Genomic DNA, 26,121 nt, shown 5'->3' with positions numbered 1-26,121 from the left:
CGCGATCCTCGACGCGCCGACGGCGCCGACGTTCTTCCTCCATTCGGCTCTCGAGCTGGCGGGAAAACCGGACGGTTCCAGGATGTAAGCCGTCCAGCTCACTTCGCAGAGCGGGGAGAGTGGTCAGCGTGTCGCCCGCAAGCAATCCGGCCGCGGTGCAATATCGGGTGATGACGGCGTCCACGGTGTTCCGGTCCCTGGGCCCACGCACATGCACGGCACTGGATCCATCGACAGCAGGAAATATTTCAAGCCGCGGACTACCGGCCCGCCCCGCCGCGGCAAAGGCGCGCTTCCCTTTGCGACGCAATGCTTCGAGCACCCCCTCGATATGTTTGCAGGTACCGAGACCGTTGACCCGCCAGTCCGGGCAGCCGCAGGAGTTTTCCCGCAGAATCAGAGAGCGAATTTCGACTTCATACGTGGCTCCGCTGGTCGAGTGCACGCGGAAGTTACCGAAGTAGGGATGTTCAGGCTCCAGATTTTCAATGGCGCCGATATCGGTGAGCCCCCGCCACCGGCGCCGTTCGAGTTCATCGGCGTCGGTCGTGTTCCAGCCTTGAAAGCCGGAACTCCTTTCCTGCACCTTCTTCGCCTTCCGAGGCGATCTTTTGACCCGACTCGTCGTCATCCTTTCCTCCGTATCTTGAACACAGGGAAACCTGACGGACAGGGCCGATCGGCGCAATGGTGTCAAGAGTGTAAAATCGCGCGCGATAGCGCCCCCCTCACTGGCGAAAATCGCGTCCAATTCAGCACGCGATCATCGCCTCGTTCCACTTTCACCTTGCGCGACGGGGGCGTTCCAAAACTGGGCGATGTCCTGGTCCTCGGTACCGATGGCGTTGGATGTGATTCGCTTTATTCTTGCCGATTCGGGGCGACAAGATGGCGGGATCTCCTATGCGGACGTATCTTCGGACCGTATTAAGCTGGTGACGACGATCGCAACTCCGGCGGAGATGAGGGCTGCACGGATCGGTTCGGCAACCGGCTGTTCGGTCACCAGAACGTCGAGCGCGTCCAGACCGCAGAGCAAAACAGGGGCCGAGCGGCTGAACTTGGTGTGATCGGCGAGCAGGATTACCCGGTCGGCCACCGTCATCAGTGCGCGTTTGGCCGGCCGTTCGATATCCGCCGCGACATAGACGCCGCGACTATCGATCGCCGCGGCGCCGAGAAACAAGGTACGCACGCGCAGGCGCGCAGCCGCGTCGGTTGCGAGCGGCCCGACCAGGGCAGCGCTGTCGCGGAACAGATCTCCGCCGAGTGCGATGACGCGGTAGCGGCCCCGCTCCATCGCCGTGACGATGGCCGGCACTGAATGGGTGACGATGCTGCCGGCGAAACCGGGATCGAGTCGCTCCAGCACCCGCAGCGCGGTGCTGCCGGCATCGATCGCGATACTGTCCTGCGGCCCGATTAGCGCGGCTGCCGCACTCGCGATCGCGTCCTTCGCTGTCTCGTTCTGAAGCTGGCGGTGCAGGAAGGAGCCTTCCCTCGGTACCGCCTCGGTAGCCTGAGCGCCGCCGTGGACCAGCCGAACCCGGTCGGCGGCGGCAAGCCGCGCGAGGTCCCGGCGGACCGTCATTTCGGAAACCCCGATGGTGGCGGCAAGATCGGCGACGGTGAGGAATCCGGCCGAGGCGAGACGCGCGTGAATCGCCTCCAGCCGGGCGTCGGCGGCACCATACTTCATCGTTAACGCGCGGCCCAACAGAGGGCATGACACAGAACGAACGGTCGACTCATCGATATCTCCTCTATCCTATATAAAACCACTTTACACGGGACCGCGACAATGGTATAAAATTACCAAATTTGGTAATTTTGCAACAAACAACACGTCTAGGATACCATGCCGCCGCGCTTAGGATCATCCCCAGCCGTCTTCGTCGGCCTCGCGACCTGGGACACGATCGCGCTGGTGCCCGGTTTTCCCGAACCCGACGGCCGCGTGGTTGCGGAGGCGATCGCAGAGGCCGGTGGCGGCCCGGCCGCCACCGGCGCGGTCGCCTGTGCGCGGCTTGGTGTGGTGGCATCGTTTATCGGCACGGTGGGCGATGACGCGCGCGGCACGCGCATTCTCGATGGCCTGCGCGCGGAGGGAGTTGACGTCTCGGCCGCGATCGTGGTGCCGGGGGCACTTTCGGCGGCAGCGGTGATCGTCGCCGACCGATCGCGCGGCACACGGGCGATCTGCCCGATCCCTTCGCCGCCGCTGAACATTACCGCCGGTTCGGCGCAGGCGTCGCGGATCGCTGCGGCGGCGATGGTGCATGTCGATCAGGCCGGCTATGCGCCGGCCGCCGCATTGGGTGACGCTACCGTGCCGTTGTCGGTCGATGCAGGCAATCCGATCGCCGGTCTCGATCTCAGCCGGATCCGCCTGTTCGCACCGACGCAGGTGCGGCTCGCCGCGCTAGTGGGCGACGGTACGGTGACCTATCAGTTGCGGCGTGCCGCGGGACCTGACTGGGTGGTCGCGACCGCTGGCGCGGCAGGGGCGCATGTCCGGGCGGCCGGCAAAACCTGGCTTGTGCCGGCTTGGCGAGACGCACCCTGCATCTCCACCCTCGGCGCTGGCGACGTGTTCCACGGCGCGCTGGTCGCGGCTTGGATTCGTGGCTTCGAGCCGCCCGACGCTACCGCCTATGCCAGTATCGCCGCCGGGCTCTCCTGCTGCGGCGTCGATGGCCGCTCGGCAATACCCAACCACGACACGGTGATGCGGCTGCTACCCGCCCACGTCGCCGCCACAAGCCAGCTCATGGAGGTCTGAACACGATGCCGGAAACCATTATCCGCCCGAGCAGTCCTGTCCGGTCTGGAACCGCGCGCGATCCCGCCAGTCTGGCGCGATCGTCGGGTGGCTATGCAATGCTCGCTATCGACCAGCGCGAGGCACTGCGTGCGATGCTGGCCGAACATACGACCGGTCCGGTGAGCGACGCGACGGTGACCGACTTCAAGCTCGCGGTAACGCGGGCTCTCTCGCCGTTTGCCTCCGCGATCCTGCTCGATCGGGATTTCATCTGGGACCGGGCGATCGCGGAACGGGCGGTCGCACCCAGTTGCGCACTGATCGCGGCGGCCGATCGGTTCATCCCGAGTGAGGCGGAGTTCGTCGCCGATGTCGAGATCGACGACGCTGTGGTGCCGGATATGGTGCGAGATCAGGGCGCTACGGCGCTCAAGCTGCTGGTGATCTGGCGCCCCGACGAACCGGCGGAACCACGCATCGCGATGGTGCGCCGATTCGTCACCCGGTGTAGGGCGGCGGGGCTGGTGAGCATCATCGAGCCGGTGGCCCGTCGGTCGCGGCACGGCGGCCGGTTCGATTGGGAGGCTGGCGTGATCGCGGCGGCACGCGAACTCGGCGCGCTTGGCGCCGATCTCTACAAGGCGGAAGTACCGCTGCATGGCAACGGTGCGGAGGCGGCGATCCGTATTGCATGCACCGCGCTGACGCGCGCGATCGCCTCGCCGTGGGTCGTGCTGTCTTCCGGTGTCGAGCCTGATAAGTTTCCGCGCGCCGTCGCGCTCGCCTGCGCAGAAGGCGCGTCCGGGTTCCTCGCCGGGCGGGCGGTGTGGCAGCCGGTGATCGGCATGGCCGATCGCGGCGCGGCTCTCGCCAGCGCGGCGGCCGACCGGCTCAAGCGCCTGTGCGAGATCACCGACCGCGCAATGGTGCGCTGATCCGATGAACGACCTGTTCCGCCCGGTTCGCGCAATCAAATTCCCCGCGATCGGCGCGGTCAGCGTTATAAGGGCGGCGGGACCGGCACCGCCGGGACCGGGCGAGGTACTGGTCGGCGCTGAATTTCTCGGCATCTGCGGCACCGATCTTCACGTGCTGCACGGTCAGCACCCGTGGGTGCGGCCGCCGCTCATCATTGGCCATGAATGCGTCGCGACCGTGCTGGCGGCGGGCGAGGCGGTTGGTTTTGCGCCGGAAGCACGGGTCGTGCTGAACCCGCTCGTCACCTGTGGTCATTGCCGCGCCTGTCGATCCGGCCACCCCAACCATTGCGCGACAGCAAAGGTGATCGGGTTTCGCCTGCCGGGCGCCGGGCGCACGCGCTTCGTGGTTTCCGCCGCACAGCTTCACGCGGTGCCGGCCGGGCTCGATCCGCGACTGGCCGTTCTCGCCGAGCCACTCGCTGTCGGCATCCACGCCGCCGGACTCGCGGCCGATCTCGACCGGATTCTGGTGATCGGCAGCGGCACGATCGGGCTATGCGTCCTGCTCGCGCTTCGCGCGCAGGGTGCGGGCGCCATCACGGTGGTCGAACCAATTGCCGAGAAACGCTTGCTCGCGCTGCGGCTTGGCGCCCACGCGGCGATCGCCCCCGATCAGGTCGGCGAGACCGCCGAATTTACTACCGTATTCGATTGCGTCGCTGCACCGGCCACGCTCGATGCGGCCTGCCGGATGACGCTCGGCGGTGGTGCGGTCGTCGTTGTCGGCGTGGCGGAAGCCGCGCGACAGATCGATCTGCCCCGGATGCAACGCTTCGAAATCGATCTGTTCGGTAGCGGCATGTATGTGCCCGCTGATATCGACGCGGCACTCGCCGCGCTGACCACCAGGATGATCGACGCAGCACCGCTGATCAGCGCAGTCCGCCTGCTTGATGGAGCCCAGGCCGCCTATGCCGAGGCGATGCGGCCCGACAGCGTGAAAGTCCTGATCGACATGCGCTGAGAATCAACCAGCAAAGCATAAGGGAGAGAAACGCATGACCGACAATATCGACGCATCGCCGCCACGCACGCCGATGGGCAGGGTCGCCTTCGCCAGCTTCGTCGGTGCGCTGCTCGAGTGGTATGACTTCTTCGTGTTCGGTACCGCCTCGGCGGTCGCGTTCGGGCCGCTGTTCTTCCCGAACCAGAACCCGCTGAACGGTATCATGGGCGCGTTCGCCATTTTCGGCGTCGGCTTTCTCGCCCGACCGCTCGGCGGCGTGGTGTTCGGTCATATTGGCGACCGGATCGGCCGCAAAGCGGGGTTGATTATGACTCTGCTGATCATCGGCCTCGGCACTTTTCTGATCGGGTTGCTGCCAACCTGGCACCAGGCGGGGATCGCAGCGCCGATTCTGCTGCTTGTGTTACGGCTGGTACAGGGCTTCGGACTCGGCGGCGAATATGCGGGCGCCGCGCTGATCACGATCGAACACGCGCCCGAGGGACGGCGCGGCTTCTGGGGCGGCATGCCGCAAGCGGCCGCCTCTGCCGGTATCCTGCTCGCCACGCTCGTTTTCGCGCTGCTCGATGGGCTACCAAAATCCGAATTTCTCGCCTGGGGCTGGCGGGTGCCGTTCCTGATCAGCATCGCCTTCACCCTGATCGGCCTGTTCATCCGGCTCAATCTGCTGGAGACGCCGGACTTCAAGAAGCTGCAGCAGCAGGGAATGTCAGACGTGCCGCCGCTCGCCCAGCTTCTGCGCGACCATCCCGGCAACATCATGCTGGCCTTCGGCGCGCGGCTCGCCGAGACGATTTCCTCAAACATCATAAACGCCTTCGGCATCGCCTATATCGTTTCCCAGCTCGCAATGAATCGGTCGGTGGGGCTGAACGCGATGATGGTGGCCTCGCTCATTGGGATTCCGATGTGCCCGGTGTTCGGCGCGCTGTCGGACCGGTTCGGCCGGCGCGCGGTCTATCTTGGTGGTGCCGGATTCATGGCGGCGTTCAGCTACCCGTTCTTCCTCCTGCTCGGTACCAAGTCGGTCGCGATTATCTGGCTCGCCTTCATCCTCGCCTATAATCTCGGCCCCACCATGATGTTCGCGGTTGAGGCGACGTTCTTCAGCGAATTGTTTGGCGCCGGCACGCGCTATACCGGGCTGTCGATCGCCTATCAGGTCTCGGCGATCATCGGCGGCTTCATGCCGCTGATCGGCACCTGGTTCATCAAACTCGATGGCGGCCAGCCGTGGCTAATCGCCGCCTTTCTGCTTGGCATCTCTGTCCTGTCTTTCGTTTGCGCAATGGCAGCGCGCCGGGTCACTGACAAATCACCTTCACGCCATTGGTACCCTGCGCGCGTCTTGTGAGTGCCACGCCGGAATCAGTTTAGCTCGGCGGCGTAGCGGAACAGGTCGGTACGGTAGCGGGAGATGCGCAATTCGACAGCGACTTTGCCGACATCGCGCGCGACGCGGGTGATTTCGAGCAGCGGGGTCGCCTCTGGAATAGCCAGAAACCGCGCATCCTCCGCCGTGGCCGCGACCGCCGCGATCCGCTCGCTGGCATGGGCGATGGTGATGCCGTAGCGTTCCTGGTAGATCACATACATCTCGTCGATCATCTCGGTGCCGGGTTCGACCGCGAGATCAGGCATCAACGGAGCCGGCACGTAGATGCGCTCGAAGATGGCGGGCACCGATTTCAGCGTTCTGATCCGGGTGATGCAATGCAGCGCGGTGCCGCGCTGGATTTCCAGACGCTTCGCGAGATCGCGGGTCGCGCCGACCGATTTCTGGCTCAGCGTCCGGCTCGACGGCTCCAGCCGCTGATCGTCCAGACCCACGATGCGGAAGAAATGAAACAAAGCGTGCTCGCGGGTATGGCGCGCGACATAGGTGCCCCTGCCCTGGCGGCGGACGATCAGGCGTTCGGCCTCGAGCGCCATCAGCGCCTTGCGTACGGTGCCTTGGCTGACATTGAATTCGGCGGCGAGCTGAAACTCGTTGGGGATCAGCGCGCCCGGCTTCCATTCGCCCGAGCCGATCCGCCGGGTGATCAGCGCCTTCACCTGCGCATAGAGCGGCTGAAACTCTGTCCCCGCCCGGTTGCTCGTTTCATTGTCCATCCGGATCCTGTGTCGAAGGTTTGTGCTCAAACATGCATTAGACCGGATTGGTGGCGCAACGCGAGCTATCCGGCCATACTGAACCAGCCGGGATCGACTTTGATCCCCTCCCGCTCCGCGCGTCGCCGCGCCACAAACCGCGACAGACCCGGCAGGCGTGCGCCGGGTTCAGCGGCAACATCATGGAATAGATGGGCGAGGTGATCCGTGCTGCCCCCGCAGGCCGCAGGTGCGATCGCGACCACCAACTGCCCGGTGGCCGGTGGCGGTCCGGCCGTATCGAGGAACGAACTTGCTTCAGCGGCGTAGTGAGCACCGGTTAGCCCCGCCGCGAGCGTCTCGACCATCAGCGCAAGCGCTGCACCTTTGGCATCGGCCACGGGCACCATGGTACCGGCCAGTGCCAGGGTGGGATCGGTGGTCGCTTCGCCGTCCGGTCCTCGCGCCCAGCCCTCCGGGATTGCCTCGCCGCGCCGCTGCGCGGCCAGGATGTGCCCACGTGCGACCTTTGAGAGCGAGAGGTCGATCACCACCGGGTCGTCCTCGAACGGAAAGGCGCACGCGATCGGGTTGGTGCCGAACAAAGCGCGCCGGCCACCCCAGGGTGCCATCGCCGCCGGCGTATTCGCAACCATCATACCGATGAGCCCGGCGCGGGCGAGACGCTCAACTACAAGACTCATGGCCCCGCAATGCCCGGAGCGAAACACGCCGGCGACCGCGACGCCCTGCTCCGGCGTGAGCAGCAGCAGCCGCTCCACCACACGGTCCAGCGCCGGATAAGCGAAGCCATGCATGGCATCGACCCGGATCGCGCCGGGCAGCGTCTGCGTCACTTCGGGGATGGCCTGGCCATCAATCTTGCCCACCCGAACCTGTGCGGCATAGCTTGCGAGCCGAACCAGTCCATGGCCGCCATGGCCGTCCGCTTCGGCCAGCACCAGGGCATGAGCGACGGAACGTGCGATATCCGTCCGCGTGCCGGCACCAACCAGCACTGCGATCGTCCGTTCCTCGGCTTCGGCGAGGTTCAGGCAAATGGGTGCGTTCATAAGAGGCCGAGAGCTCGCAGAATGGTGTCCGCGATCAGCGCCGAGACGCGTACATTGGATTCCGCCGTCACCCCCGCGATATGCGGCGTCAGGATCAGATTGGGGATGTCCTGGAACAGGGCGCCGCTTTCCACCGTGACCGGCTCCTGTTCGAAGACATCGAGGGCTGCACCGGCCAGCCGTCCAGTCCGCAACGCCACGCAGAGCGCTGCCTCGTCCACCACGCCGCCGCGCGCGGCATTTACCAGAACGGCACCCGGCTTTATCCGCGTTAGTACCCGGGCGTCGATCAGATGGCGCGTTTCCGGGGTCAGGGGAACGTGCAAGCTGATCAGGTCCGAATCGGCGAGAAGATCGTCGAATGACAGCGGCGCCGCGCCGGCGGCCCACGCGGCGCCCGCATCCAACAACGGGTCGTAGGTGGCGATTTTCATGCCGAGCGCGTTGAGACGCGCGGCGGTCTTGCGTGCGGTCCGCCCGAAGCCGACGAGACCGGCCGATTTCCCGGCGATTTCCCGGCCGATCGCCCGGTCGCGCGGCCAGATACCCGCCACGACGCCACTGCTTGCCAGAAAGGCCGGCCGGAGCAGAACCAGCGCCGCCGCAACCACATATTCCGCCACCGCGTCGTCGTTGGCACCAGTCGCCGGATGCACCGCGATGTTGCGCACGCGGCAGGCGTCGAGATCGATATTGTCAAGCCCGACACCGAGTCTTCCGACCTGTTCGAGTTTTGGCGCCGCGCCGAGGAGTGCCGCGTCCACCCGCGTTCGGTTGCGGACGATCAGCGCGCGGGCATCGGCGAGGACTGCGTGCAGACCGTCCGGCCGGTCGACCAAATCGGGCGCGTAGAGCGTCGGCGCCCGCGCGGCTAGCGACGCGACCGCCTCCTCATCCATAAACTCCGCAACAACGATGGTCGCCACAGTTTTTCTTGCTCAAGCGCTGCGGTAGAGCTTGGTCATCACAAACTCTCGGTGACCAAGCGCTTCCGTAGCCGTCAGCCGGCCATTCGCGGTACGCCCAATCAGGTCAATCAGCGCATCGCCAGCCTGCTCAATTGTCATCTCACGGCGTAAGATGCCCGAAACATCTAAATCGATATGCTCGCTCATCGTCCGCACCGTACGCGGATTGCCGGTAATCTTGATCACAGGTACAATCGGATTGCCGCAAACATTGCCCTGTCCAGTCGGAAAAGTATGTATCACGTATCCTGCAGCTGCCATTAGCGTTACGCATTCGCCTGCGGCTGATGACGTGTCCATGTAATAGAGGCCGGGGCCTTGCGCCGGTGCCTCAGCCGGCTCAAGGGCGTCGATAAAGGTGCAGTTCCGTCCGATCTTTTCCAGATTGCCGAGCGCCTTCTCCTCGATCGTGGTGAGCCCCCCTTCGATATTGCCTTTGGTTGGCTGGCTATCGGACAAGTCGTCGGTCTTGTGTGCCTCGATCACGTCGTCCTGGTAGGCCTTCCACATCGTGTACCATTTCTCACCGATCTCGGGTGACGCCGCGCGCGCTTTGCAGATGTGCTCACCGCCGGTAATCTCGGAGGTCTCACCGAATACCCCATAAATTCCCTCGGGAATCCACTTGTCATACATGTTGCCGACGGTCGGGCACGAGGCCAAGCCGGTCGTCGTGTCGCTTTCGCCGCACTTGGTCGAGATCCACAGATCACCGATCTCGATCGGTTCGCGCGGCAATTCCGAAGCCCATTGCACGAATTCCTTGGCTTTGCGCGAGGCAGCCGCGATCGTGTTGATATCGCCGTGCTGCTCGATCCAGAATCCCTCCACGGGCTTGCCAGTCTTGCGGATACCCTCGACCACGCGGCCGGTCCATTGCGGTTCAATGCCGATGACGATCACCGCCGCGACATTCGGATTCGATCCGGCGCCGATTAGCGTGCGGAAATGCAGATCAAGATCGGCGCCGAACTGCAGCCGTCCATAGGCGTGCGGCAGAGCGAGCGTGCCCTTCACGTTGTTGGCGACCGCCTCGCATGCCGCGTTCGACAAATCGTCGAGCGGCAGGATGATGACGTGATTGCGCACGCCGACCCGGCCGTTTTCGCGCCGCCAGCCAGTCATTCTTTGGTGTGCCATGGTTCCGTTCCCCGCTTACCAGCGCTTCGTCTTGAGATTATGGGTATGCACGTGGTCGCCTTTCCTGATCGGGGCTACGATCCGGCCGATATCCTCGCCGTATTTGATCGCGGTGTCGCCGGCCGCGAAATCGGTCAGCGCGACCTTATGGCCGATCGAGACATCGGCATTGGCGACCAGCCGGAAATCGGTGTCGGTTTCGGTGACAACGCAAATCATCTCGGTCCCCGCTTTCAGCCCTTCGACGACGACGACGCCGACATTGTCCTTCGGGCTGTGCACGAGCAGATGCGGAATACTCATGACGCTCTCTCTCCTCCATAATACGGCGCAATGCCGCTTATTCCTATAATTTATATAAGATTAATGACTCGTGTCAACAACCCCGCCTCACTCCGCGGCGGCCATAGGCGCAACGGCGGATAAAAACGAGCGTAGCAGAAACCTCTCATGGGATTGACAGAATATTCTTGTATAAGATATAATTTGAATTGACGTCCGACCCCTGGAAAGGCTGAAATGCGGCCGGGCCTAAAAATGAAACGAAATATAGCGAGGAAACATGAATCCCGATGTCGTAATTCGTTCAGCGCGCGACGTGAGTCGCTTTATCGACGAGCATCCGGCCAGCCGGACCTCGCTGCTGATCGTGTTCATCGCGCTCGGTGGCGTATTCGTCGACGCCTACGACTTCACCAGTCTCGGTATCGGCGTGGTTCAACTCAAGCACAGTTTCCATCTGTCGCCGCTGGAACTCGGCAGCGTCACGGCAATGATGGCCTTTGGCGCGTTTCTCGGCGCATTGTGGGGGGGTTACTTCACCGACAAGGTCGGCCGGCTCAGGATGTTCCTGCTTGATCTGCTGTTCCTGGTCGTGGCCGCCATCGGTGCCGCGGTTTCGGTTAACCTCGTCATGCTATTGGCATTTCGATTCCTTATGGGCGTTGGCGTCGGACTCGACTTTCCGGTGGCGCTCAGCTTCATTGCGGAATTCGTCGCGGAGCGGCGCAAGGGCAGCAATGTCAATCTCTGGCAGATGATGTGGTATGTCGCGGCATCGTTCACCGGCCTGATCGTGCTGCCATTCTACCTCGCGGGGGTCAGCGGCGATCTCTGGCGTGTGGCGGTCGGGTTCGGAGCGGTTCCGGCACTGATCATCCTCCTGATGCGGCTTCGCTACATGAATGAAAGTGCGCCATGGGCGGCGCACCATCTCGGTCTCGCGGAGGCAGGACGAATTCTCGAGCGGACCTATGGTGTGCAGGTCACGATCGCGCCACTGACCGCGCCAACGAAATCTGCAAAATCACCAAAAATCGATTTTTCCGAGATTTTCTCGCCGCAATACCGGCTTCGTACCCTTCTGGTCTCGATCATCTGCGCGACCCAGAGCATCGAATATTTTGCCGTGGGCTTCAATCTTCCTACGATTTCCACACGCTTGTTCGGCGCCAACTTCATTTACGCAATCCTTGGCGCGATTTTGTTCAACCTGTTCGGTATCGCGGGTGCCGCGGTTGCCATAACGGTGACCAACCGTCTCGGGATCCGGCGTATCGCAATCTTCGGGTACGTCATCGTCATTATCGCGCTCTTGCTGTTGTATGCTGGTGGACCCCATCTGTCTCTGGCCATCGCCGCGCTGTTGATCGGCCTTTTCATTTTTGGCCATTCCTTCGGTCCGGGCGCACAGGGAATGACGATGGCAACCTTGTCGTATCCCACCCGCATCCGCGGCGTCGGCACCGGCTGGGGGCAGAGCATGGTGCGCGTAGGCAGCATCTTCGGGTTTTATTTCTTTCCTGTGCTGGTCGCGGCCATCGGATTTCGTTCGATGATGCTGGCGCTCGTTCTGGTGCCGCTACTCGGCCTGCTGGCCGCCTTGCTCGTGCATTGGGAGCCGATCGGCCACGATCCAGACGTAACCGAAGAGATGTCGCTCAGCGCGGGCGAATGAATTTCATGTGAGGGATGTTCAACATGGCGGAAACATATCTGAAACGGGCGACCAAGACCCCGGAAACCGAGACCAGCACGGCGCGGCAGGTCGCCGCCGACATGCTTGCGGCAATCGAGGCGGGCGGCGAGGATGTCGTGCGCCGATATGCACGCGAGTTCGATGGCTGGAGCGGACCGATCGTCATGAACGCTGACGGCATCGCGCAGCGGGTCGCGACGGTCGATTCCGGCACCCGTGCCGATATCGAGAAGGCGGTCGCCAATGTGCGCCGCTTCGCCGAGGCGCAGCGCGAGTCGGTGCGGGATTTTAGCGTGGAACTGATGCCGGGCCTGATCGCAGGGCAGAAAATGGTGCCCTGCAACGTCGCCGGGTGCTACGTACCAACCGGCCGATACGCGCATATCGCATCAGCTTACATGTCGATCGCGACCGCCAAGGCCGCCGGCGTGAAGACCGTGATCGCATGCTCGGCACCGTTCCGCGGCGAGGCCGTGCATCCCTGTGTGCTCTATGCGATGCAGATGGCCGGTGCTGACATCGTCATGACGCTGGGTGGCGTTCAGGCGATCGCAACCATGGCGTTTGGCCTGTTCACCGGCAAACCTGCCGATATCGTCGTCGGCCCCGGCAACAAGTTCGTCGCCGAAGCCAAGCGGATGTTGTTCGGTAAGGTGGGGATCGATGTCTTCGCTGGCCCGTCGGAAGTCGCCATCATCGCGGACGACACGGCGGATGCGGAGATCGTCGCGGCCGATCTGGTCGGCCAGGCCGAGCACGGTCACGAAAGCCCTGCCTGGCTGTTCACTACGTCGCGTCGGATCGCGGAAGCCGCGCTGAAACGTGTCCCTGAATTGATCGACACGCTGCCGCCGACCGCTTGCGATGCGGCCGGTGCCGCATGGCGCGACTATGGCGAGGTCGTGCTTTGCGCCAACAGGGAAGAACTGGTTGCGGTGTCCGACCGCTACGCAAGCGAACATCTCGAAGTTCATTGCGAGGATCTCGACTGGTGGCGTGATCACCTTTCGAACTACGGCTCGCTGTTCCTCGGCGAGGAATCCACCGTCGCGTATGGCGACAAGGCGTCCGGTCCGAACCACATCCTGCCGACCAAGTTCGCGGCGCGGTATTCGGCCGGGCTTTCGGTACACAAATTCCTCAAGCCGTTGACCTGGCAGCGCATGGATCAGCGTGCCAGCGTGGCGGTCGGGGAAGTAACCGCGCGCATCTCCCGGCTCGAGGGGATGGAGGCGCATGCGCGCACCGCCGATTGCCGAGTGCGCAAATACGCGCCGGGCAGTAACGCTGATCTCGGCACGCCGGTGGCCATCTGATCCATGACCGATCGGCTCGACCACCTATTCGCACTTGACGGACGCACGGCGCTCGTCACCGGCGGCAATTCCGGGATCGGACTAGCGATCGCCGAGGCGCTCGGCCGGCAGGGCGCGCGGATCGTGCTGGTGGCGCGCCGCGCGTCGGAACTCAAACAAGAAACGGCTCGTCTTGCCGCGCGGGGAATTGATGCCTCCTTCATCGCGGGCGATCTTGCGACGCAGGACGGCCCGGATCGGATCGTCGATGCGCTCACGGGTTCGATCGATATCCTCGTGAACGCCGCAGGGATCAATCTCCGTCAGCCTTTCGAGGCGGTGACCCTGGATGCGTTCGACCAGCACATGGCGATCCATCTGCGCGCACCGTTCCGGCTGGTCCAGCGTCTGGCACCGGCAATGGCCGCGCGGAGTTTCGGCCGCATTCTCATGCTTGCCTCGCTTCAATCGGCGCGTGCCTTTCCAAACTCGGCACCCTATGGTGCCGCGAAGGGCGGCGTCGTGCAGTTGACGCGCGCCGTCGCAGAACGCTGGTCTCGTCACGGGATCACCTGCAACGCGATCGGGCCTGGATTTTTTCCAACCGCGCTGACCGAAGCGGTGTTCCGCGACGAGGCGGCGAGTACCAAAAACGCAGCGCAGACCGCGATCGGCCGCAATGGCGCGATCGAGGATCTGTTCGGTGTCGCGATCTTCCTCGCCTCCGAGGCGTCGGCCTATGTCACCGGTCAGACTTTGTTCGTGGATGGCGGGTTTACCGCCAGATAGGATGGCTCATGAAAGCGCTGATCTACACCGGCCCCCAAGCACTTACCTATGGCGATGCGCCGGTGCCTGTCGCCGAGCCCGGCGAACTGCTCATCAAGGTCGCGGCGGTCGGCATCTGTGGCTCGGACATGCATGCCTATCATGGCCATGACGAGCGCCGGCCACCACCGCTGGTACTTGGCCATGAAGCCGCAGGCGTGATCGCCAATGGTCCGCGCCGAGGCGAACGTGTTACCGTCAATCCGCTCGTCACCTGCGGCCGTTGCGAGGCCTGCATTGACGGTAGCAGCCATCTTTGCCTGCACCGTCAGATCATTTCGATGCCACCATGCCCCGGCGCTTTCGCGGAATACGTCACCATCCCCGAGCGAAATGTACTGCCAATTCCTGATGACATGACGTTTGCCGTGGCCGCGCTGGCGGAACCGCTTGCCGTCGCCTGGCATGCGGTGCGGATCGGAGTCGAGGCGCTGCATCGTCCGCTGCCCACCGCCGTCTGCTGCGTGCTCGGCGGCGGTGCGATCGGGCTGGGTGCCGCGCTGGTCCTAGACCGATTCGGCGCGCACGACATCCGTCTTGGCGAACCGAACCCGCAGCGTCGCGCAACCGCGGCGGCGGCGGGACCAATCAGTGCCTACGCGCCCGGCAGCGCCGGCGAACCGCCACCAGGTTCGGTTGATCTCATCATTGATGCGGTGGGGGCCGCGGCAACCCGCAGCGCCGCCAGCCGGCTCGCAAAGCCGGGCGGCCTGATCGTCCATATCGGACTGCTTCCTGGCCACGACGGGTTCGATATCCGCCGTATCACGCTCCAGGAAATCACCGTGCGCGGCAGCTACTGCTATACTGTTGCCGATTTCCGCGACGTGGTCGGGGCACTCGCGCAGCACGGCTTCGGGACACTCGAATGGGTGCAGCGAATGCCGCTAAGCCGGGGGCCCCAAGCCTTTAAAACGCTCGATCGCGGCGATCTGCCGGCGGCAAAAATCATTCTGGAGCCTTAATCTGTCTCCGGTCAGCGGTTTCACTCAACATTGGGTACATCAGCCTCGAACAGACAGAGCGCCAATCCGCAGCATCCGGTGTCCACGAAACCGCAGGAAGGTCAGAAGATCGCACAAATGGTGATTTCGATCTCCAGAAGCGAGAGAGGCTCGTCACCGACATTCACGACGTTATGTTCGACACTGACCGACCGAGCATGGGGGATTCCCCGGATGAGCCTCGCGGTTGTGAACGCCGAACCTTGGATTGTTCTGGAAATTGCATGCAATAAAACCAAAATCGTCAAGCAGAGAGTGACTGGTGTATGAGCATGATCGTGCGTGGCTCCGATGTCGTGATCCGAACGCTGCTTCGGGCTGGAACCCAAACGGTTTTCACGCTGTCCGGCAACCATATCATGTCGATCTTTGATGCCGCAATCGGCCAGCCCGTTGCACTCATCCACGCCCGCCATGAAGCGGCCGCAGTTTCCATGGCCGATGCCTATGCGCGCATGAGCGGTTCCGTGGGGATTGCGCTGGTCAGCGGCGGGACCGGGCATGTTAATGCTCTAGGCGCACTTTGCACCGCGCGCGCTGGCGAGACGACCTTACTGCTGTTATCAGGACACGCATCGCTCGCCGAATGCGGCAATGGGGCCTTTCAGGAGTTGGATCAAGCCGCGCTCGCAGCCCCTTTGACTAAAGCGTCGTGGACGGTGCGGTCGGTCGATACTTTGGCCGATGATCTGGCAACGGGGATTCGGATCGCCCGCTCCGGCAGGCCAGGTCCGGTTCATATCAGCCTGCCAAACGATATTCTGGAAGCGAGCGCCGCGCCGGCAACACTGGAAGATGCACAAGCGTTTGCGCCTGACCGCCAAGCGCTTCCGCGCGGGACGGCCGCGGCGGCGATCGGACTGATGCGCGACGCCGAACGGCCATTGGTCATCGCACCACCCGCGCTTTGCACGGCAGCGGGTCGGGCCGAACTGGAGCGCCTGTCTCGACTTGGGGTTCCGGTCATCGCGATGGAAAGTCCGCGCGGGCTCAACGACCCCTCGCTTGGCGCAATCGGCGCGCTGATCCCGCAAGCCGACCTCATTTTCCTGTTAGGGAAAGCACTCGATTTCACGTTGAACTTTGGTTCGGCTGCGGTATCCGGCTGCCACTGGATCGTCATTGATCCCGAGGCGGCTCTGCTCGACCGTGCCGATCGCCTGTTGCCGGAGCAGCCTGTCCTGCACGCGGTCGCCGATCCGATCGCGGCGATCGACGCCTTGCTAACCGCTTGCGGAACCGCCCCGATCGCTTCGCCGGATTGGTGCGCGACGGTGGCTGAAGCGGTATCTCGCCGTCCGACCGCGCATATCGGCGAGATCGGTTCGAAGCCGAATTCGGCGTTGTTTTGCACCACGATTAATGAGTTTATGAAATCTCTGCAAAACCCGATTTTCGTGTCGGATGGCGGCGAAATCGGTCAATGGGCCCAGGCGCTGATTTCCGCCCCGGATCGGATCATCAACGGTGTGGCTGGCGCGATCGGACCATCCATTCCCTTCGCGATCGGCGCGAAGGCGGCGGCACCCGACCGGCCAGTGCTCGCCGTTCTAGGCGACGGGACTTTCGGCTTTCACATGGCGGAATTTGAAACGGCGGTGAGGCATGGCCTGGCTTTCGTCGCCGTCATCGGCAACGACGGGCGCTGGAATGCCGAATATCAGCTTCAGCTTCGCCAATACGGTTCCGAGCGCGCACATGGCTGCGAACTTGGCCCCGCTACGCGCTACGACGCGGTCGTGGCGGCGCTTGGCGGTTATGGTGAACGCGTTACCACGGTCGATGACCTTACCCCGGCCCTGCAACGTGCCTTCGCAAGCGGCCGACCGGCATGTCTGAATGTTTTGATCGAAGGACTACCGGCCCCGAAACCCGGATGAGCATCACAGTAGAGAGCAACGCGACCCAATGTCGCTCCAGCGGCCGTTTGCTTCGCGCGGCGAGGTCTCAATCGAGTGGTGGCAATTCCACATGCGCATCGAGATCGAAGTTCAAACGCTGCGCCTGCTGCCGCGCCCGACGGAGCAAGGCCCAGGCCACCACGACAGCCACAGCTCCTTGGAACAGCGGCTGGAACACGATCGGGGTATGAGGCACGACTGCGATCGAAAACATCAGGACGACTGAAATGATGATGGATGCGGCCGCGGCGATCAGGGTCCAAGGGTCGCGCCGCAGGGTTGCCGCCCAATCCACGCTCTCGAACCGCCGGTTGAACCGCAGGGCGAGCGCGCTCACCGCCACGAGTAACCAGATGAGGATCGTGCTGAGGGAACGCATGACGACGCCGAGCGCCCAACCAACGTAGGCGGTCTGAAGCAAGAACAGCGAGGCGAGGATAGCAACGCCCGTAAGTGCGGCGGCGGGCACGCGATGCCGGTTGGTCTCTGCAAAGATCGAAGGCATCAGATGATCTTCGGCCCAGGCAAATAAAATTCGCGAATTGACCAGCATCCCCGGTGCGATCGTTTTGCCGACGATCAGAGCCACCAGGATTTCGAGGGTCACGCCAACAATATGCGGTGCGACGACACCGATCAGGCCGGGTGCGGTCGCCAAGGCGGCGTGTTTGCCCTTGATCAGGCCGATGACCGCCCAATACGGTGCCGCGTGAAAGAGTGCTGCCGCGACGACCGTGTATAGGATGATCGAAACGATCCAGCCAAGAACGATGCCTTGCGGCACCGTATGCTCCGCCTGACGCGCCTCGCCGCCCAGGTAAGGCGCTGCGCTAATTCCGGCATAGGCGAAAATGAATAAGGCACAGACGGCAAAAAAGACATGAGTCGAGAGAGGCGGAAGCGGAATCTGCGACAGCAGCGGCAGATGTGTCCGCTGTCTTGCGATCGAAACGAAATGGCCGGGCGCGGTCGCGAACCCATAGATCGTGATGGTAAAGGCCGTTGCCACGATCAGGCCGAACAAAGCATTCACGAAGGTGCCGTAATGCTGCACGCCGCGGATATGGAGTGCATAGATAAGCCAGATCGCCGCAAGTCCAATGAGAACGTGACCGTTCGGAGTCAGGAACCAACGGCCTGCCGGCATGCCGGCATTGAGCAACGCCTGGCCGCCGAAGGTACCGAAGGCGAAGGCGAGAAATCCCATCCCGCCAATATAGCCGAGCCAAAACACGAAACTCGCAATGAACCCGATCGGCAGGTTGAGGCTGCGGACCATCCAAACATAGGCCGATCCGGCGCGCGGCATCGCCTGCGAATAGCGAGAGAATAGGTAGACTTTGGTGATCAGGAAGGCGCCGGTCACAAACATCGCGAGCGGCACGAGATCACGGATCGACGGATAGACGCTGAGGCTCTGCACCGCGACGAAATTGATTCCGGCACCATACTCGCCGGCGACCGCCGACGCCATAATCGCGAACACGCCGACGACTTTATTCAACCGAAAGACTGGTTCAATCGCGTGCTGAAGTCGATGCGGGTCTCGAGATTCGGGCATTTCGACCTCCATTGTTTCGACGACGACGGTTGAGTAGTTCAGCCATTCGGTCTCACCCGCACAGAGCCGGCGTCTTACCAAGGCACGCACAACAACGGTTCCGAACGCGAACTCCGGCCACCGCCACAAATCGCAAGGTCGCAGGTCGCTTCCGAAACATCCTGGGGGCGAGAATTTTCACAAATGGTTTCGCCAATGTATGTTCTGGCCTGCCATCGGACATCGGAACCCTAAGCCGCAGTGGGATCGACGTCTATGCCGCGATCAAAACAACCGTTCTCGGTGTGGCCCTTCCCTCACCGAGTTGAACAGACACGGGGCAGCTTATTTTGCACCAGTCTGGAGCGAAGATATCTCTCGATCATGATAAATGTACGACAGATCCTCCTTGATTAAAATCGAAAATTTATGGATAAATGGTTCAGAAAAAATGTATATACGTGCCGCGCTCCTATCATGTCGATTCGCGACCTGAAGACCTTTCTGGCAATCGCCGAAACGGGTTCCTTTGCGGCTGCAGCCCGTTCGGTCTATCGTACTCAGTCGGCCGTGACCGCGCAGATGCAAGCACTCGAGGAGCGGCTCGATATGGCGCTTTTCGACCGGACAACCAGACCGCCGACACTGACCGAAGCCGGCCGGAATTTCATTCCTCGTGCGGCCGGCGTCATTGCCGACTATGAGCGCTTGTTTCTTGAGCCCGAGGAGCAGCACCTGCAGGGACACTTACGGCTGGGCGCCGTGCCGAGCGTCATCACGGGCCTGGTCCCACGGGTGCTGGTGGTGCTGCGCAAGCGTCATCCTGGGCTGCATGTCGAGTTGGCAATGGGACTGTCCGCGGATCTGGTGAACCGGGTTCGCCGCAATCTGCTGGATGTCGCTCTGATCAGTGATCCGCTTGAGCCCAGAATGGCACTCCGGTGGTCGCCCTTTCTTCGCGAACCGCTCGTGCTGATTGCGCCGATCGACGCGCAAACGCAAAGCGCCGAACAGTTGATCGCAACCTATCCGTTCATCCGCTATACCCAACAGGCATGGGTCGGGCAGCTCATCGACCGGCTGCTTACGCGACGGCGTCTGCGCGTGCACGAGACAATGGTGCTCGACACGCTAGAAGCAATTATCGCCATGGTCCACGCCGGCCTGGGCGTCTCCATCGTGCCTATGCGATTAATCGAGCCACCCGGTTCCCTGCCGGTTCGGCGCGTGACCCTTCCCGGCCCTGCAGTGTATCGGACACTGGGCCTGGTCGAGGTTCAGGATCATCCAAAATCACCCCTAAGCGCCACGTTGCTCGAAGCTTTACAAAGTCTGGCTGACCAGGCCAGCGCAGCGACGTTGGTGGCGCCAGCGCCAGAAATGCGCAGGCGCCGAAAGAAAATTCAATAAAAATGAATAATATGTTCAGTCTTATTCGTTTTATTTGACCTAAATTCCCTGCTACGGAAAGGATGCTGCAACAGCGCGCAACCGGCCGCGCGTGGCCGAAGCAGGATGGGAAATGTCCGAAGCGGTTTCCACGCTAAAAGTCTCATTATGGCGGGGCGGCAGTGATGGCCGGTTCAAGACCTACACAGTGCCGTTGAAGGCCAATCAAACCGTGCTGGACATCGTAACCTGGGTGCAGCGCCATCTCGACCCGACCTTGTCCTATCGCTTCGCTTGCCGGGTCGGCATGTGCGGCTCCTGTGCCATGACGGTAAACGGCCGCCCGCGCTGGACCTGCCGAACCCATGTCACAAAGGTCATCCAAAATGGCATGCTGGAGGTTGCTCCGCTCGCAAACATGCCGGTCATCAAGGATCTAGCAGCCGATATGCGGCCGTTCTTCGAAAAATGGGTGACGGCCCATGGCACGTTCGCGGCAAGCAAGACGCGCACGGACGCGATAGAACCGATCAAACCGGACGAACCGGCCCGTCGCGCGGCGGATGAGGCGATCGAATGCATCAACTGCGGCGCCTGCTACGCAGCCTGCGACACGGTGCGCTGGAACCCCGACTATCTGGGGCCTGCCGCACTCAACCGAGCCTGGAGCCTGGTAAACGACGTACGGGATAGTGACCGCACCAGCAGGCTTGCCGCAATCTCGGCAGAAGGTGGCTGCCATAACTGCCACTCTCACCAGTCATGTCAGGAACATTGTCCTCAGTCACTTAACCCGACGCGTTCGATCGCTGGGCTCAAGCGGCTTTCGATGCAGGCCTTCGTCCGTGGGGAAATCAACGCATGAACGCCCGTCTGTATTTCTGGCAGAGAGGCTCGGCAGCCCTTATGGTGCCGATGGTCGTGGTGCATCTCGCTGTTATTTTCTACGCGACGAGTCAACGCTTGACCGCAGCCGAAATTCTGTCGCGCACGCAAGGGAGCCTCGCCTGGGGCTTGTTTTACGGCGCGTTCGTGCTGCTGGCGTCAATCCATGCGTCGATCGGCACCCGAAATATATTGTGTGAATGGGGACGGCTCAAAAGTGGCAGCGCTGGCGCGGTTGCGTCTGTCTTCGGGGCGGCGTTGATTGCTCTGGGTCTGCGGGCAGTCGCCGCCGTGGTGCTGCCATGAGCGCGTCACGGCGGACGTATCGACGCAACATCCTTTGGAATGCCGCGCTGATCCATCGGCTTTCGGGCATCGGACTTGCGATCTTTCTGCCCCTGCACTTCCTCGTCCTCGGCTTGGCGATCGAGGGGGCTGGTCGGTTAAACGGGTTTCTGCGTCTCACCCAGATGCCGGCGGTCGAATTTGCCGAGGCGGGATTAATTTTTCTACTCGTGGTCCATTTTCTTGGCGGGCTGAGGCTCCTCGCCATCGAAAACCTGCCATGGTTCGGCGGTCAAAAGTGGATCGCAACAGCGATCGCCGCGGTTTCGGGATGCGCCGCCTTCGTCTTCCTCGTCCGCGTACTGTGAGATCATATTATGCTTATTGAACGCTTGCAGACAGACATATTGATTCTGGGTTCCGGCGGGGCGGGCCTGTTCGCTGCATTGCATGCGCATGCCGTTGACCCGGCGTTGAACATTATCCTTGCCACGAAAGGTCTTCTGGGCAAGTGCGGCTGCACGCGGATGGTGCAGGGCGGCTACAATGTCGCGCTGAACCCTGGCGACTCGATCGAACGCCATTTCATGGACACAGTCGAGGGTGGCAAATGGCTGCCCAATCAGGAATTGGCGTGGACTCTGGTCAATAAGGCCGTCGAGCGGGTCCAGGAACTCGAGAACGAGATCGGTTGCTTCTTCGACCGTAATCCCGACGGCACGCTGCACGGGAAGGCGTTCGCGGGCCAAACCTTCGATCGCACAGTGCACAAGGGCGACCTTACCGGGATCGAGATCATCAACCGCTTGATGGAACAAGTCTGGGCACGTCCGAGCATCGGAAAACTGGAGGAGCATCGCGCGGTCGCACTGATAAAGGCGCGCGACGGAGCCGCGATCGCGGGCGTGCTGATGCTGGACATCCGCACCGGCATGTTCTGCTTTGTCCAGGCCAAAGCAGTGCTCCTCGCGACCGGTGGTGGCCCGACCATGTACCGCTACCATACGCCATCAGGCGACAAAAGCATGGATGGGCTGGCCATGGCACTGCGGGTGGGCTTGCCGCTCCGCGACATGGAGATGGTGCAGTTTCACCCGACCGGACTACTCGCCGGACCCGACACGCGCATGACCGGCACGGTGCTTGAAGAAGGACTGCGTGGTGCCGGAGGCCATCTTCTTAATGGCGCGATGCACCGCTTCATGGATAAGTATGATCCAAAGCTGGAGCGTGCTACACGCGACATCGTCAGCCGTGCGATCTATGCGGAAATGAAGGCTGGCCGAACTACCCCGAACGGTGGCGTCTATATCCAGATGAGCCACCTTGGTCCTGCCGTTGTCGCCAAGAAGTTCAAGGGTATGGTGGATCGCTGCCGCGACTGCGGCTTCGATCTTGCCGGCGGCTTGGTCGAGGTGGTGCCGACGGCGCATTACTTCATGGGCGGCATCGTCTGCGCCTCGGATACCGCGACCGAGCTTCCTGGTCTGTTCGTCGCCGGCGAGGATGCCGGCGGGGTGCATGGTGCCAACCGTCTGGGCGGCAACGGCGTCGCCAATTCCACCGTGTTCGGTGGCATCGCCGGCGACGTGATGCCTGGCTGGATCGCCGCAAATCCAGGTTTCCGCACACCTGACGAGGCCATGCTTGTCGCTGAGACCGAACGCGCCTTGTTGCCGTTCCGGAATCCTCAAGGCGATATCAATTCGCTGCGTGAAGCGCTGCTGGATGCGATGTGGGATGATGTCGGGGTGGTGCGCGACGCCGGTGGTCTGGCAGACGGACTCATCAAGATCGCCGCAATTGAAGCTGAACTTCTTGCGACAGGTGTCGCGGACACCGACCGGACCTTTAACCTGACATGGCAGGATTGGCTGAATCTTCGTTCGCTTTGCGAGACCAGCCGGGTCATCGCGCTTGCTGCCATGCGTCGAAAAAACTCCCGCGGCGCACATTTCCGGACGGATTTTCCAGACCCGGGAGATTTCTTGACGTCACGGTTCACGGTCGCGCGCCAAGTCACTGGTCAAATCGAGGTCGGCGAAGCGCCGGTTCGTTTCACCCATGTCAAGCCCGGCGAGAGTCTGCTGCGCGCAGACCTTGCCGCTGAATGATCGAGATCAACCATGATTTCTATTGCCCTTCTGGAAAGAACCGCCGAGGCGCTGATGGCGAAGGCCGCTATCGAAATCCCGGATGATTATCTTGCCGGCCTGCGCCGTTGCGCGGATACTGAAACCGGCGATCTCTCGTCGTTCGTGATCCAGGCCATGCTGGAAAATTATGAAGCGGCGAAGGAGGATCGCCGCGCTATGTGCGGCGATACGGGGGTTCCACGCTGGTATGTGAAATACGCCAATGATGCACGTGTCGAAGGCGGTGCCGTTGCGCTGGAAGCAGCACTTCGCCGCGCCACAGCACAGGCCACTGCCGCGGTGCCGCTACGGTCCAACCGTGTGCACCCGCTCTGGCGCACCGATCATAACAATAATTGCGGCATCTTCGCGCCGGAAATCGATTATGCTTTTCATCCCGAGGGTGAGTGGATCGATCTGACCACGGTGCACAAGGGCGGCTTGTTCGGTTCCGACTACCGCATGTTGTTTCCCGGAGACGGGATCGAAGGTATCAGACGCTTTTTTCTCGATACCCTCATCGGCTTCGGCAAGCGGGGTCTTGCATGCCAGCCCGCGATCGTCGGGATTGGCCTTGGAGGCTCTAAAGATATGTGCATGGTGCTTGGCAAGCAGGCATCCTGCTTGCGCGTCGTCGGCTCTCGCCACCCCGACCCGAAAATAGCCGCCTTGGAAGAAGAATTGAAAGATCTCGGCAATCGGATCGGGATGGGGGCCATGGGTTTCATCGGCAGTTCAATGGTCATCGACTGCCATATCGAGGTAGGCTATTGTCATACCGGCGGTATGCCGATGAGCGTGCACATGTTCTGCCTGTCGTCTCGCCGGGCTACGGCACGCATCTACCCTGATGGCAAAGCGATCTTTCGAACCGATCCTGAATGGTTCACCAACTATATGCGGCGCCCCACGGTGGAGTGGGAATCTCCGCACAGCATGACAGCGGAGTAGGCGAAATGGCCGGATTGAAAACCGTTACCCTTGATCTGCCAGCGTTGACCGAGCAGTTACGGGCGCTTGAACTCGGGACGGTCGTTTATCTGAATGGTCGCGTCTTCACCGCGCGCGAAGGCGTATATAAGCGTGCCATTGAAGAGAACAAAGGCATGCCAGCGCCACGGGACGCCTTAGGTCTGGTCAACTTTCACTGTTCGCCAGCGGCAGCGATCGAGCCGGATGGGCGCTATACGATGGGGGCCGTCTCCGCCACGGCCTCGTTCCGCTTCGCCAAATGGCTGGACGGGTGGTTCAGACTCTCCGGCTGCAACATCATCATTGGCAAAGGCGGCATGACATCGGCCGATTACCGCAAGCTGTTCGTGCCGCATAACGCTCTGTACCTTACCACGGTTGGATATGGCACGGGAGCATTGCTTGGACGCGGCATCAAGAAAGTTGCGAATGTGCATTGGGTCGAGGAGCTTGGCCTGGCACAGGCGGTTTGGGTGCTCGACGTAGAGCATTTTGGCCCTTTTCTGGTCGAAAGCGATCTTGACGGCAACAGCCTGTTTGAGCGCGAAAACGCGAAAATCGCTGGAAACATTGAACGGCTTTATCAGGGCACGAGGCCGGCCACCCTGCGCCGCTATGGCGAAACAGATGACAAGACACACGAGGTTATCTGATAGCTTTGGCAAAGTGCAGCAATCAACATGTAGGGAAACCGCCATGAAAACCGGCGTATCGAATGCGCAATGCCAGACAAAAACAATCTGCCACACCTGGGTGGATGACTCGAGTGCTTGGACCAAGACAGACTTCGATCGAGATGATAGCTGGATTATCACATTAACTTCTGACGAGATTGACGAATTGCACCAAGCAATTCAGTTCGCACGTAGGCACGATAGAAGTCCTGGTGATCTTACCAAAAGCGATTTTCCTCTGAAAGATTTTGCTTTAAAGTTGGCCAACTGCCTTCATGACGTTCAATATGCAAGAGGTTTCGTCCTGCTTCGCGGCATGGCGGTCTCCGAATGTTCGGAGGAGGACGCGGAGTTACTTTTCCGAGGCATTGGAACTTACCTAGGCAACGCTGTCTCCCAGAACGCGAACGGTGATTTGCTGGGTCATGTCCGGGACAGCGGCTACGCCGACTATCGTGGACAAAGCGATATCCGAGGTTATCAGACCCGTGCCAATCTGGAATTTCATACTGACGTTGTCGATGTTGTCGGGCTGATGTGCCTCCGTCCTGCCAAGGAAGGCGGAGAAAGCCTCATCGTCAGCTCAATCACCGTTCACAACGAGCTTCTCAAGCTAAGCTCCCCCCATCTTGGCCTGCTTTACGGCAATTTCCTTTTTGATCGTCGCGGTGAAGAACGTGCGGGCGAACCGCTGTATTTTGTAAGCCCGCTTTACAGCTTCTACGAAGGTGTTTTAAGTTGTCGCCCCGGCCTCATCGACTATATTTTCTCAGCAGAGAAGAAAACGGGGATTCCCTTGAGCCCTGCGCAAAGAGAGGCACTGGATCTCTTTGTAGAACAGACACTCCGGCCCGAGCTTCAACTTTCAATGAAATTGCAGGCCGGTGACATCCAGCTATTAAACAACAGCGTCATTCTACATTCAAGAACTTCTTTTGTTGATCACAAAGAGGCGGGCCGAAAGCGCCATTTGTTGCGGCTATGGGTCAACGTCGAACATGGCCGCCCTGTTGATCCCGATGCTTTTCCCTACCGGAATGGCGTGCCTGTTAAAACAAGGTTGGCATGATGTAATTTTAAATATCAATATATCTATGACCGTCCACTCAATATAATTTTTTATTGAAAAATTTAACGCCTAATATTATTTACATCTATTCTAGGCAAACCGTATATGCCGGAGAGATAGTAAAAATAGGACAAAACAAGGATGTGGCTAGCTACGGAATGGCTATATCCAGGACCATTAAAG

General features: G+C 61.5%; 25 protein-coding genes and 1 pseudogene. 18 read left to right on the top strand and 8 right to left on the bottom strand.

Going from position 1 to position 26,121, the window contains the following annotated elements:
• Both AiwAL_RS14175 and AiwAL_RS14170 read right to left on the bottom strand, forming a co-directional pair.
• The coding region (locus tag AiwAL_RS14175) for an SWIM zinc finger family protein (RefSeq protein WP_262312894.1) at nt 1-631 on the bottom strand (631 nt) is incomplete at its 3' end.
• Between the two features lie 270 nt (nt 632-901).
• Nucleotides 902-1,699 (bottom strand): DeoR/GlpR family DNA-binding transcription regulator, encoded by a 798-nt coding sequence (locus AiwAL_RS14170; protein WP_235705601.1) that lies wholly within the window; start codon nt 1,697-1,699, stop codon nt 902-904.
• A gap of 159 nt (nt 1,700-1,858) precedes the next feature.
• On the opposite strand from AiwAL_RS14170, the gene AiwAL_RS14165 reads away from it, so the two are divergent.
• The 4 genes from AiwAL_RS14165 to AiwAL_RS14150 are packed head-to-tail and all read left to right on the top strand — an operon-like array spanning nt 1,859 to nt 6,065.
• On the top strand, nt 1,859-2,782 hold the full coding sequence (locus tag AiwAL_RS14165; RefSeq protein WP_235705600.1) for a PfkB family carbohydrate kinase: 924 nt from the start codon (nt 1,859-1,861) through the stop codon (nt 2,780-2,782).
• Between the two features lie 5 nt (nt 2,783-2,787).
• Nucleotides 2,788-3,699, top strand: a complete 912-nt coding sequence (locus AiwAL_RS14160; RefSeq protein ID WP_316044786.1) for an aldolase — start codon at nt 2,788-2,790, stop codon at nt 3,697-3,699.
• A 4-nt stretch (nt 3,700-3,703) separates the two neighbouring features.
• Nucleotides 3,704-4,708 carry a zinc-binding dehydrogenase gene (locus tag AiwAL_RS14155; RefSeq protein ID WP_262312893.1) on the top strand — a complete coding sequence of 335 codons (1,005 nt, stop codon included), beginning with the start codon at nt 3,704-3,706 and terminating at the stop codon, nt 4,706-4,708.
• 34 nt (nt 4,709-4,742) lie between these two features.
• Nucleotides 4,743-6,065 carry an MFS transporter gene (locus tag AiwAL_RS14150; RefSeq protein ID WP_262312892.1) on the top strand — a complete coding sequence of 441 codons (1,323 nt, stop codon included), beginning with the start codon at nt 4,743-4,745 and terminating at the stop codon, nt 6,063-6,065.
• 14 nt (nt 6,066-6,079) lie between these two features.
• On the opposite strand, the gene AiwAL_RS14145 is transcribed toward AiwAL_RS14150, so the two are convergent.
• From AiwAL_RS14145 to AiwAL_RS14125, 5 genes are all read right to left on the bottom strand, one after another.
• On the bottom strand, nt 6,080-6,823 hold the full coding sequence (locus AiwAL_RS14145; protein WP_235705597.1) for a GntR family transcriptional regulator: 744 nt from the start codon (nt 6,821-6,823) through the stop codon (nt 6,080-6,082).
• 65 nt (nt 6,824-6,888) lie between these two features.
• Nucleotides 6,889-7,875: an Ldh family oxidoreductase gene (locus AiwAL_RS14140; RefSeq protein ID WP_262312891.1), complete on the bottom strand. Its 987-nt coding sequence runs from the start codon at nt 7,873-7,875 to the stop codon at nt 6,889-6,891.
• Complete coding sequence (locus AiwAL_RS14135; protein ID WP_235705595.1) at nt 7,872-8,774, bottom strand: NAD(P)-dependent oxidoreductase; 903 nt, start codon at nt 8,772-8,774, stop codon at nt 7,872-7,874. Before AiwAL_RS14135 ends, AiwAL_RS14140 begins: the two co-directional genes overlap by 4 nt.
• A gap of 39 nt (nt 8,775-8,813) precedes the next feature.
• Nucleotides 8,814-9,968, bottom strand: coding sequence for a UxaA family hydrolase (locus tag AiwAL_RS14130; RefSeq protein WP_316044785.1), 1,155 nt, complete (start codon nt 9,966-9,968; stop codon nt 8,814-8,816).
• A 30-nt stretch (nt 9,969-9,998) separates the two neighbouring features.
• The gene (locus AiwAL_RS14125; protein WP_235705593.1) at nt 9,999-10,286 is read right to left on the bottom strand and encodes a UxaA family hydrolase; all 288 of its coding nucleotides are present in this window, start codon (nt 10,284-10,286) and stop codon (nt 9,999-10,001) included.
• Between the two features lie 295 nt (nt 10,287-10,581).
• Between AiwAL_RS14125 and AiwAL_RS14120 the strand changes: the two genes are divergently transcribed.
• From AiwAL_RS14120 to AiwAL_RS14100, 6 genes and pseudogenes are all read left to right on the top strand, one after another.
• Nucleotides 10,582-11,940, top strand: a complete 1,359-nt coding sequence (locus tag AiwAL_RS14120; RefSeq protein WP_262312890.1) for an MFS transporter — start codon at nt 10,582-10,584, stop codon at nt 11,938-11,940.
• Nucleotides 11,941-11,963: 23 nt separating this feature from the next.
• Nucleotides 11,964-13,277, top strand: a complete 1,314-nt coding sequence (hisD, locus tag AiwAL_RS14115; protein WP_235705591.1) for a histidinol dehydrogenase — start codon at nt 11,964-11,966, stop codon at nt 13,275-13,277.
• Nucleotides 13,278-13,280: 3 nt separating this feature from the next.
• The gene (locus AiwAL_RS14110) at nt 13,281-14,045 is read left to right on the top strand and encodes an SDR family NAD(P)-dependent oxidoreductase (RefSeq protein WP_235705590.1); all 765 of its coding nucleotides are present in this window, start codon (nt 13,281-13,283) and stop codon (nt 14,043-14,045) included.
• 8 nt (nt 14,046-14,053) lie between these two features.
• Entirely contained in the window at nt 14,054-15,049 is a 996-nt protein-coding gene (locus AiwAL_RS14105) for an alcohol dehydrogenase catalytic domain-containing protein (RefSeq protein ID WP_262312889.1), read from the top strand.
• Nucleotides 15,050-15,354: 305 nt separating this feature from the next.
• Nucleotides 15,355-15,657 (top strand): annotated as a pseudogene (locus AiwAL_RS20420) (thiamine pyrophosphate-binding protein); the annotation flags it as partial.
• Between the two features lie 69 nt (nt 15,658-15,726).
• A complete protein-coding gene (locus AiwAL_RS14100; protein ID WP_329603603.1) occupies nt 15,727-16,968 on the top strand; it encodes a thiamine pyrophosphate-dependent enzyme in 1,242 nt (413 codons plus the stop codon).
• A 67-nt stretch (nt 16,969-17,035) separates the two neighbouring features.
• On the opposite strand, the gene AiwAL_RS14095 is transcribed toward AiwAL_RS14100, so the two are convergent.
• Entirely contained in the window at nt 17,036-18,493 is a 1,458-nt protein-coding gene (locus AiwAL_RS14095; RefSeq protein ID WP_235705973.1) for an APC family permease, read from the bottom strand.
• A 513-nt stretch (nt 18,494-19,006) separates the two neighbouring features.
• Here AiwAL_RS14095 and AiwAL_RS14090 point away from each other — a divergent pair.
• From AiwAL_RS14090 to AiwAL_RS14055, 8 genes are all read left to right on the top strand, one after another.
• On the top strand, nt 19,007-19,939 hold the full coding sequence (locus tag AiwAL_RS14090) for a LysR family transcriptional regulator (RefSeq protein WP_235705972.1): 933 nt from the start codon (nt 19,007-19,009) through the stop codon (nt 19,937-19,939).
• Nucleotides 19,940-20,051: 112 nt separating this feature from the next.
• Nucleotides 20,052-20,783 carry a succinate dehydrogenase/fumarate reductase iron-sulfur subunit gene (locus tag AiwAL_RS14085; protein ID WP_262312888.1) on the top strand — a complete coding sequence of 244 codons (732 nt, stop codon included), beginning with the start codon at nt 20,052-20,054 and terminating at the stop codon, nt 20,781-20,783.
• The gene (locus tag AiwAL_RS14080; RefSeq protein ID WP_262312887.1) at nt 20,780-21,109 is read left to right on the top strand and encodes a succinate dehydrogenase; all 330 of its coding nucleotides are present in this window, start codon (nt 20,780-20,782) and stop codon (nt 21,107-21,109) included. Before AiwAL_RS14085 ends, AiwAL_RS14080 begins: the two co-directional genes overlap by 4 nt.
• Nucleotides 21,106-21,456: a succinate dehydrogenase gene (locus tag AiwAL_RS14075; RefSeq protein ID WP_235705969.1), complete on the top strand. Its 351-nt coding sequence runs from the start codon at nt 21,106-21,108 to the stop codon at nt 21,454-21,456. Before AiwAL_RS14080 ends, AiwAL_RS14075 begins: the two co-directional genes overlap by 4 nt.
• Nucleotides 21,457-21,465: 9 nt before the next feature.
• Nucleotides 21,466-23,202 (top strand): L-aspartate oxidase, encoded by a 1,737-nt coding sequence (locus tag AiwAL_RS14070; RefSeq protein WP_235705968.1) that lies wholly within the window; start codon nt 21,466-21,468, stop codon nt 23,200-23,202.
• A 12-nt stretch (nt 23,203-23,214) separates the two neighbouring features.
• Nucleotides 23,215-24,174 (top strand): fumarate hydratase, encoded by a 960-nt coding sequence (locus tag AiwAL_RS14065; RefSeq protein ID WP_262312886.1) that lies wholly within the window; start codon nt 23,215-23,217, stop codon nt 24,172-24,174.
• Between the two features lie 5 nt (nt 24,175-24,179).
• Complete coding sequence (locus tag AiwAL_RS14060) at nt 24,180-24,848, top strand: fumarate hydratase C-terminal domain-containing protein (RefSeq protein ID WP_235705966.1); 669 nt, start codon at nt 24,180-24,182, stop codon at nt 24,846-24,848.
• Between the two features lie 43 nt (nt 24,849-24,891).
• Complete coding sequence (locus AiwAL_RS14055) at nt 24,892-25,938, top strand: TauD/TfdA family dioxygenase (RefSeq protein WP_262312885.1); 1,047 nt, start codon at nt 24,892-24,894, stop codon at nt 25,936-25,938.
• Nucleotides 25,939-26,121: the final 183 nt, after the last annotated feature.

The organism is Acidiphilium sp. AL, from assembly GCF_025499445.1.
GTDB lineage: Bacteria > Pseudomonadota > Alphaproteobacteria > Acetobacterales > Acetobacteraceae > Acidiphilium > Acidiphilium iwatense.
The sequence above is the reverse complement of the archived record's forward strand: the minus strand, read 5'-3'. Positions and strand labels throughout refer to the sequence as shown.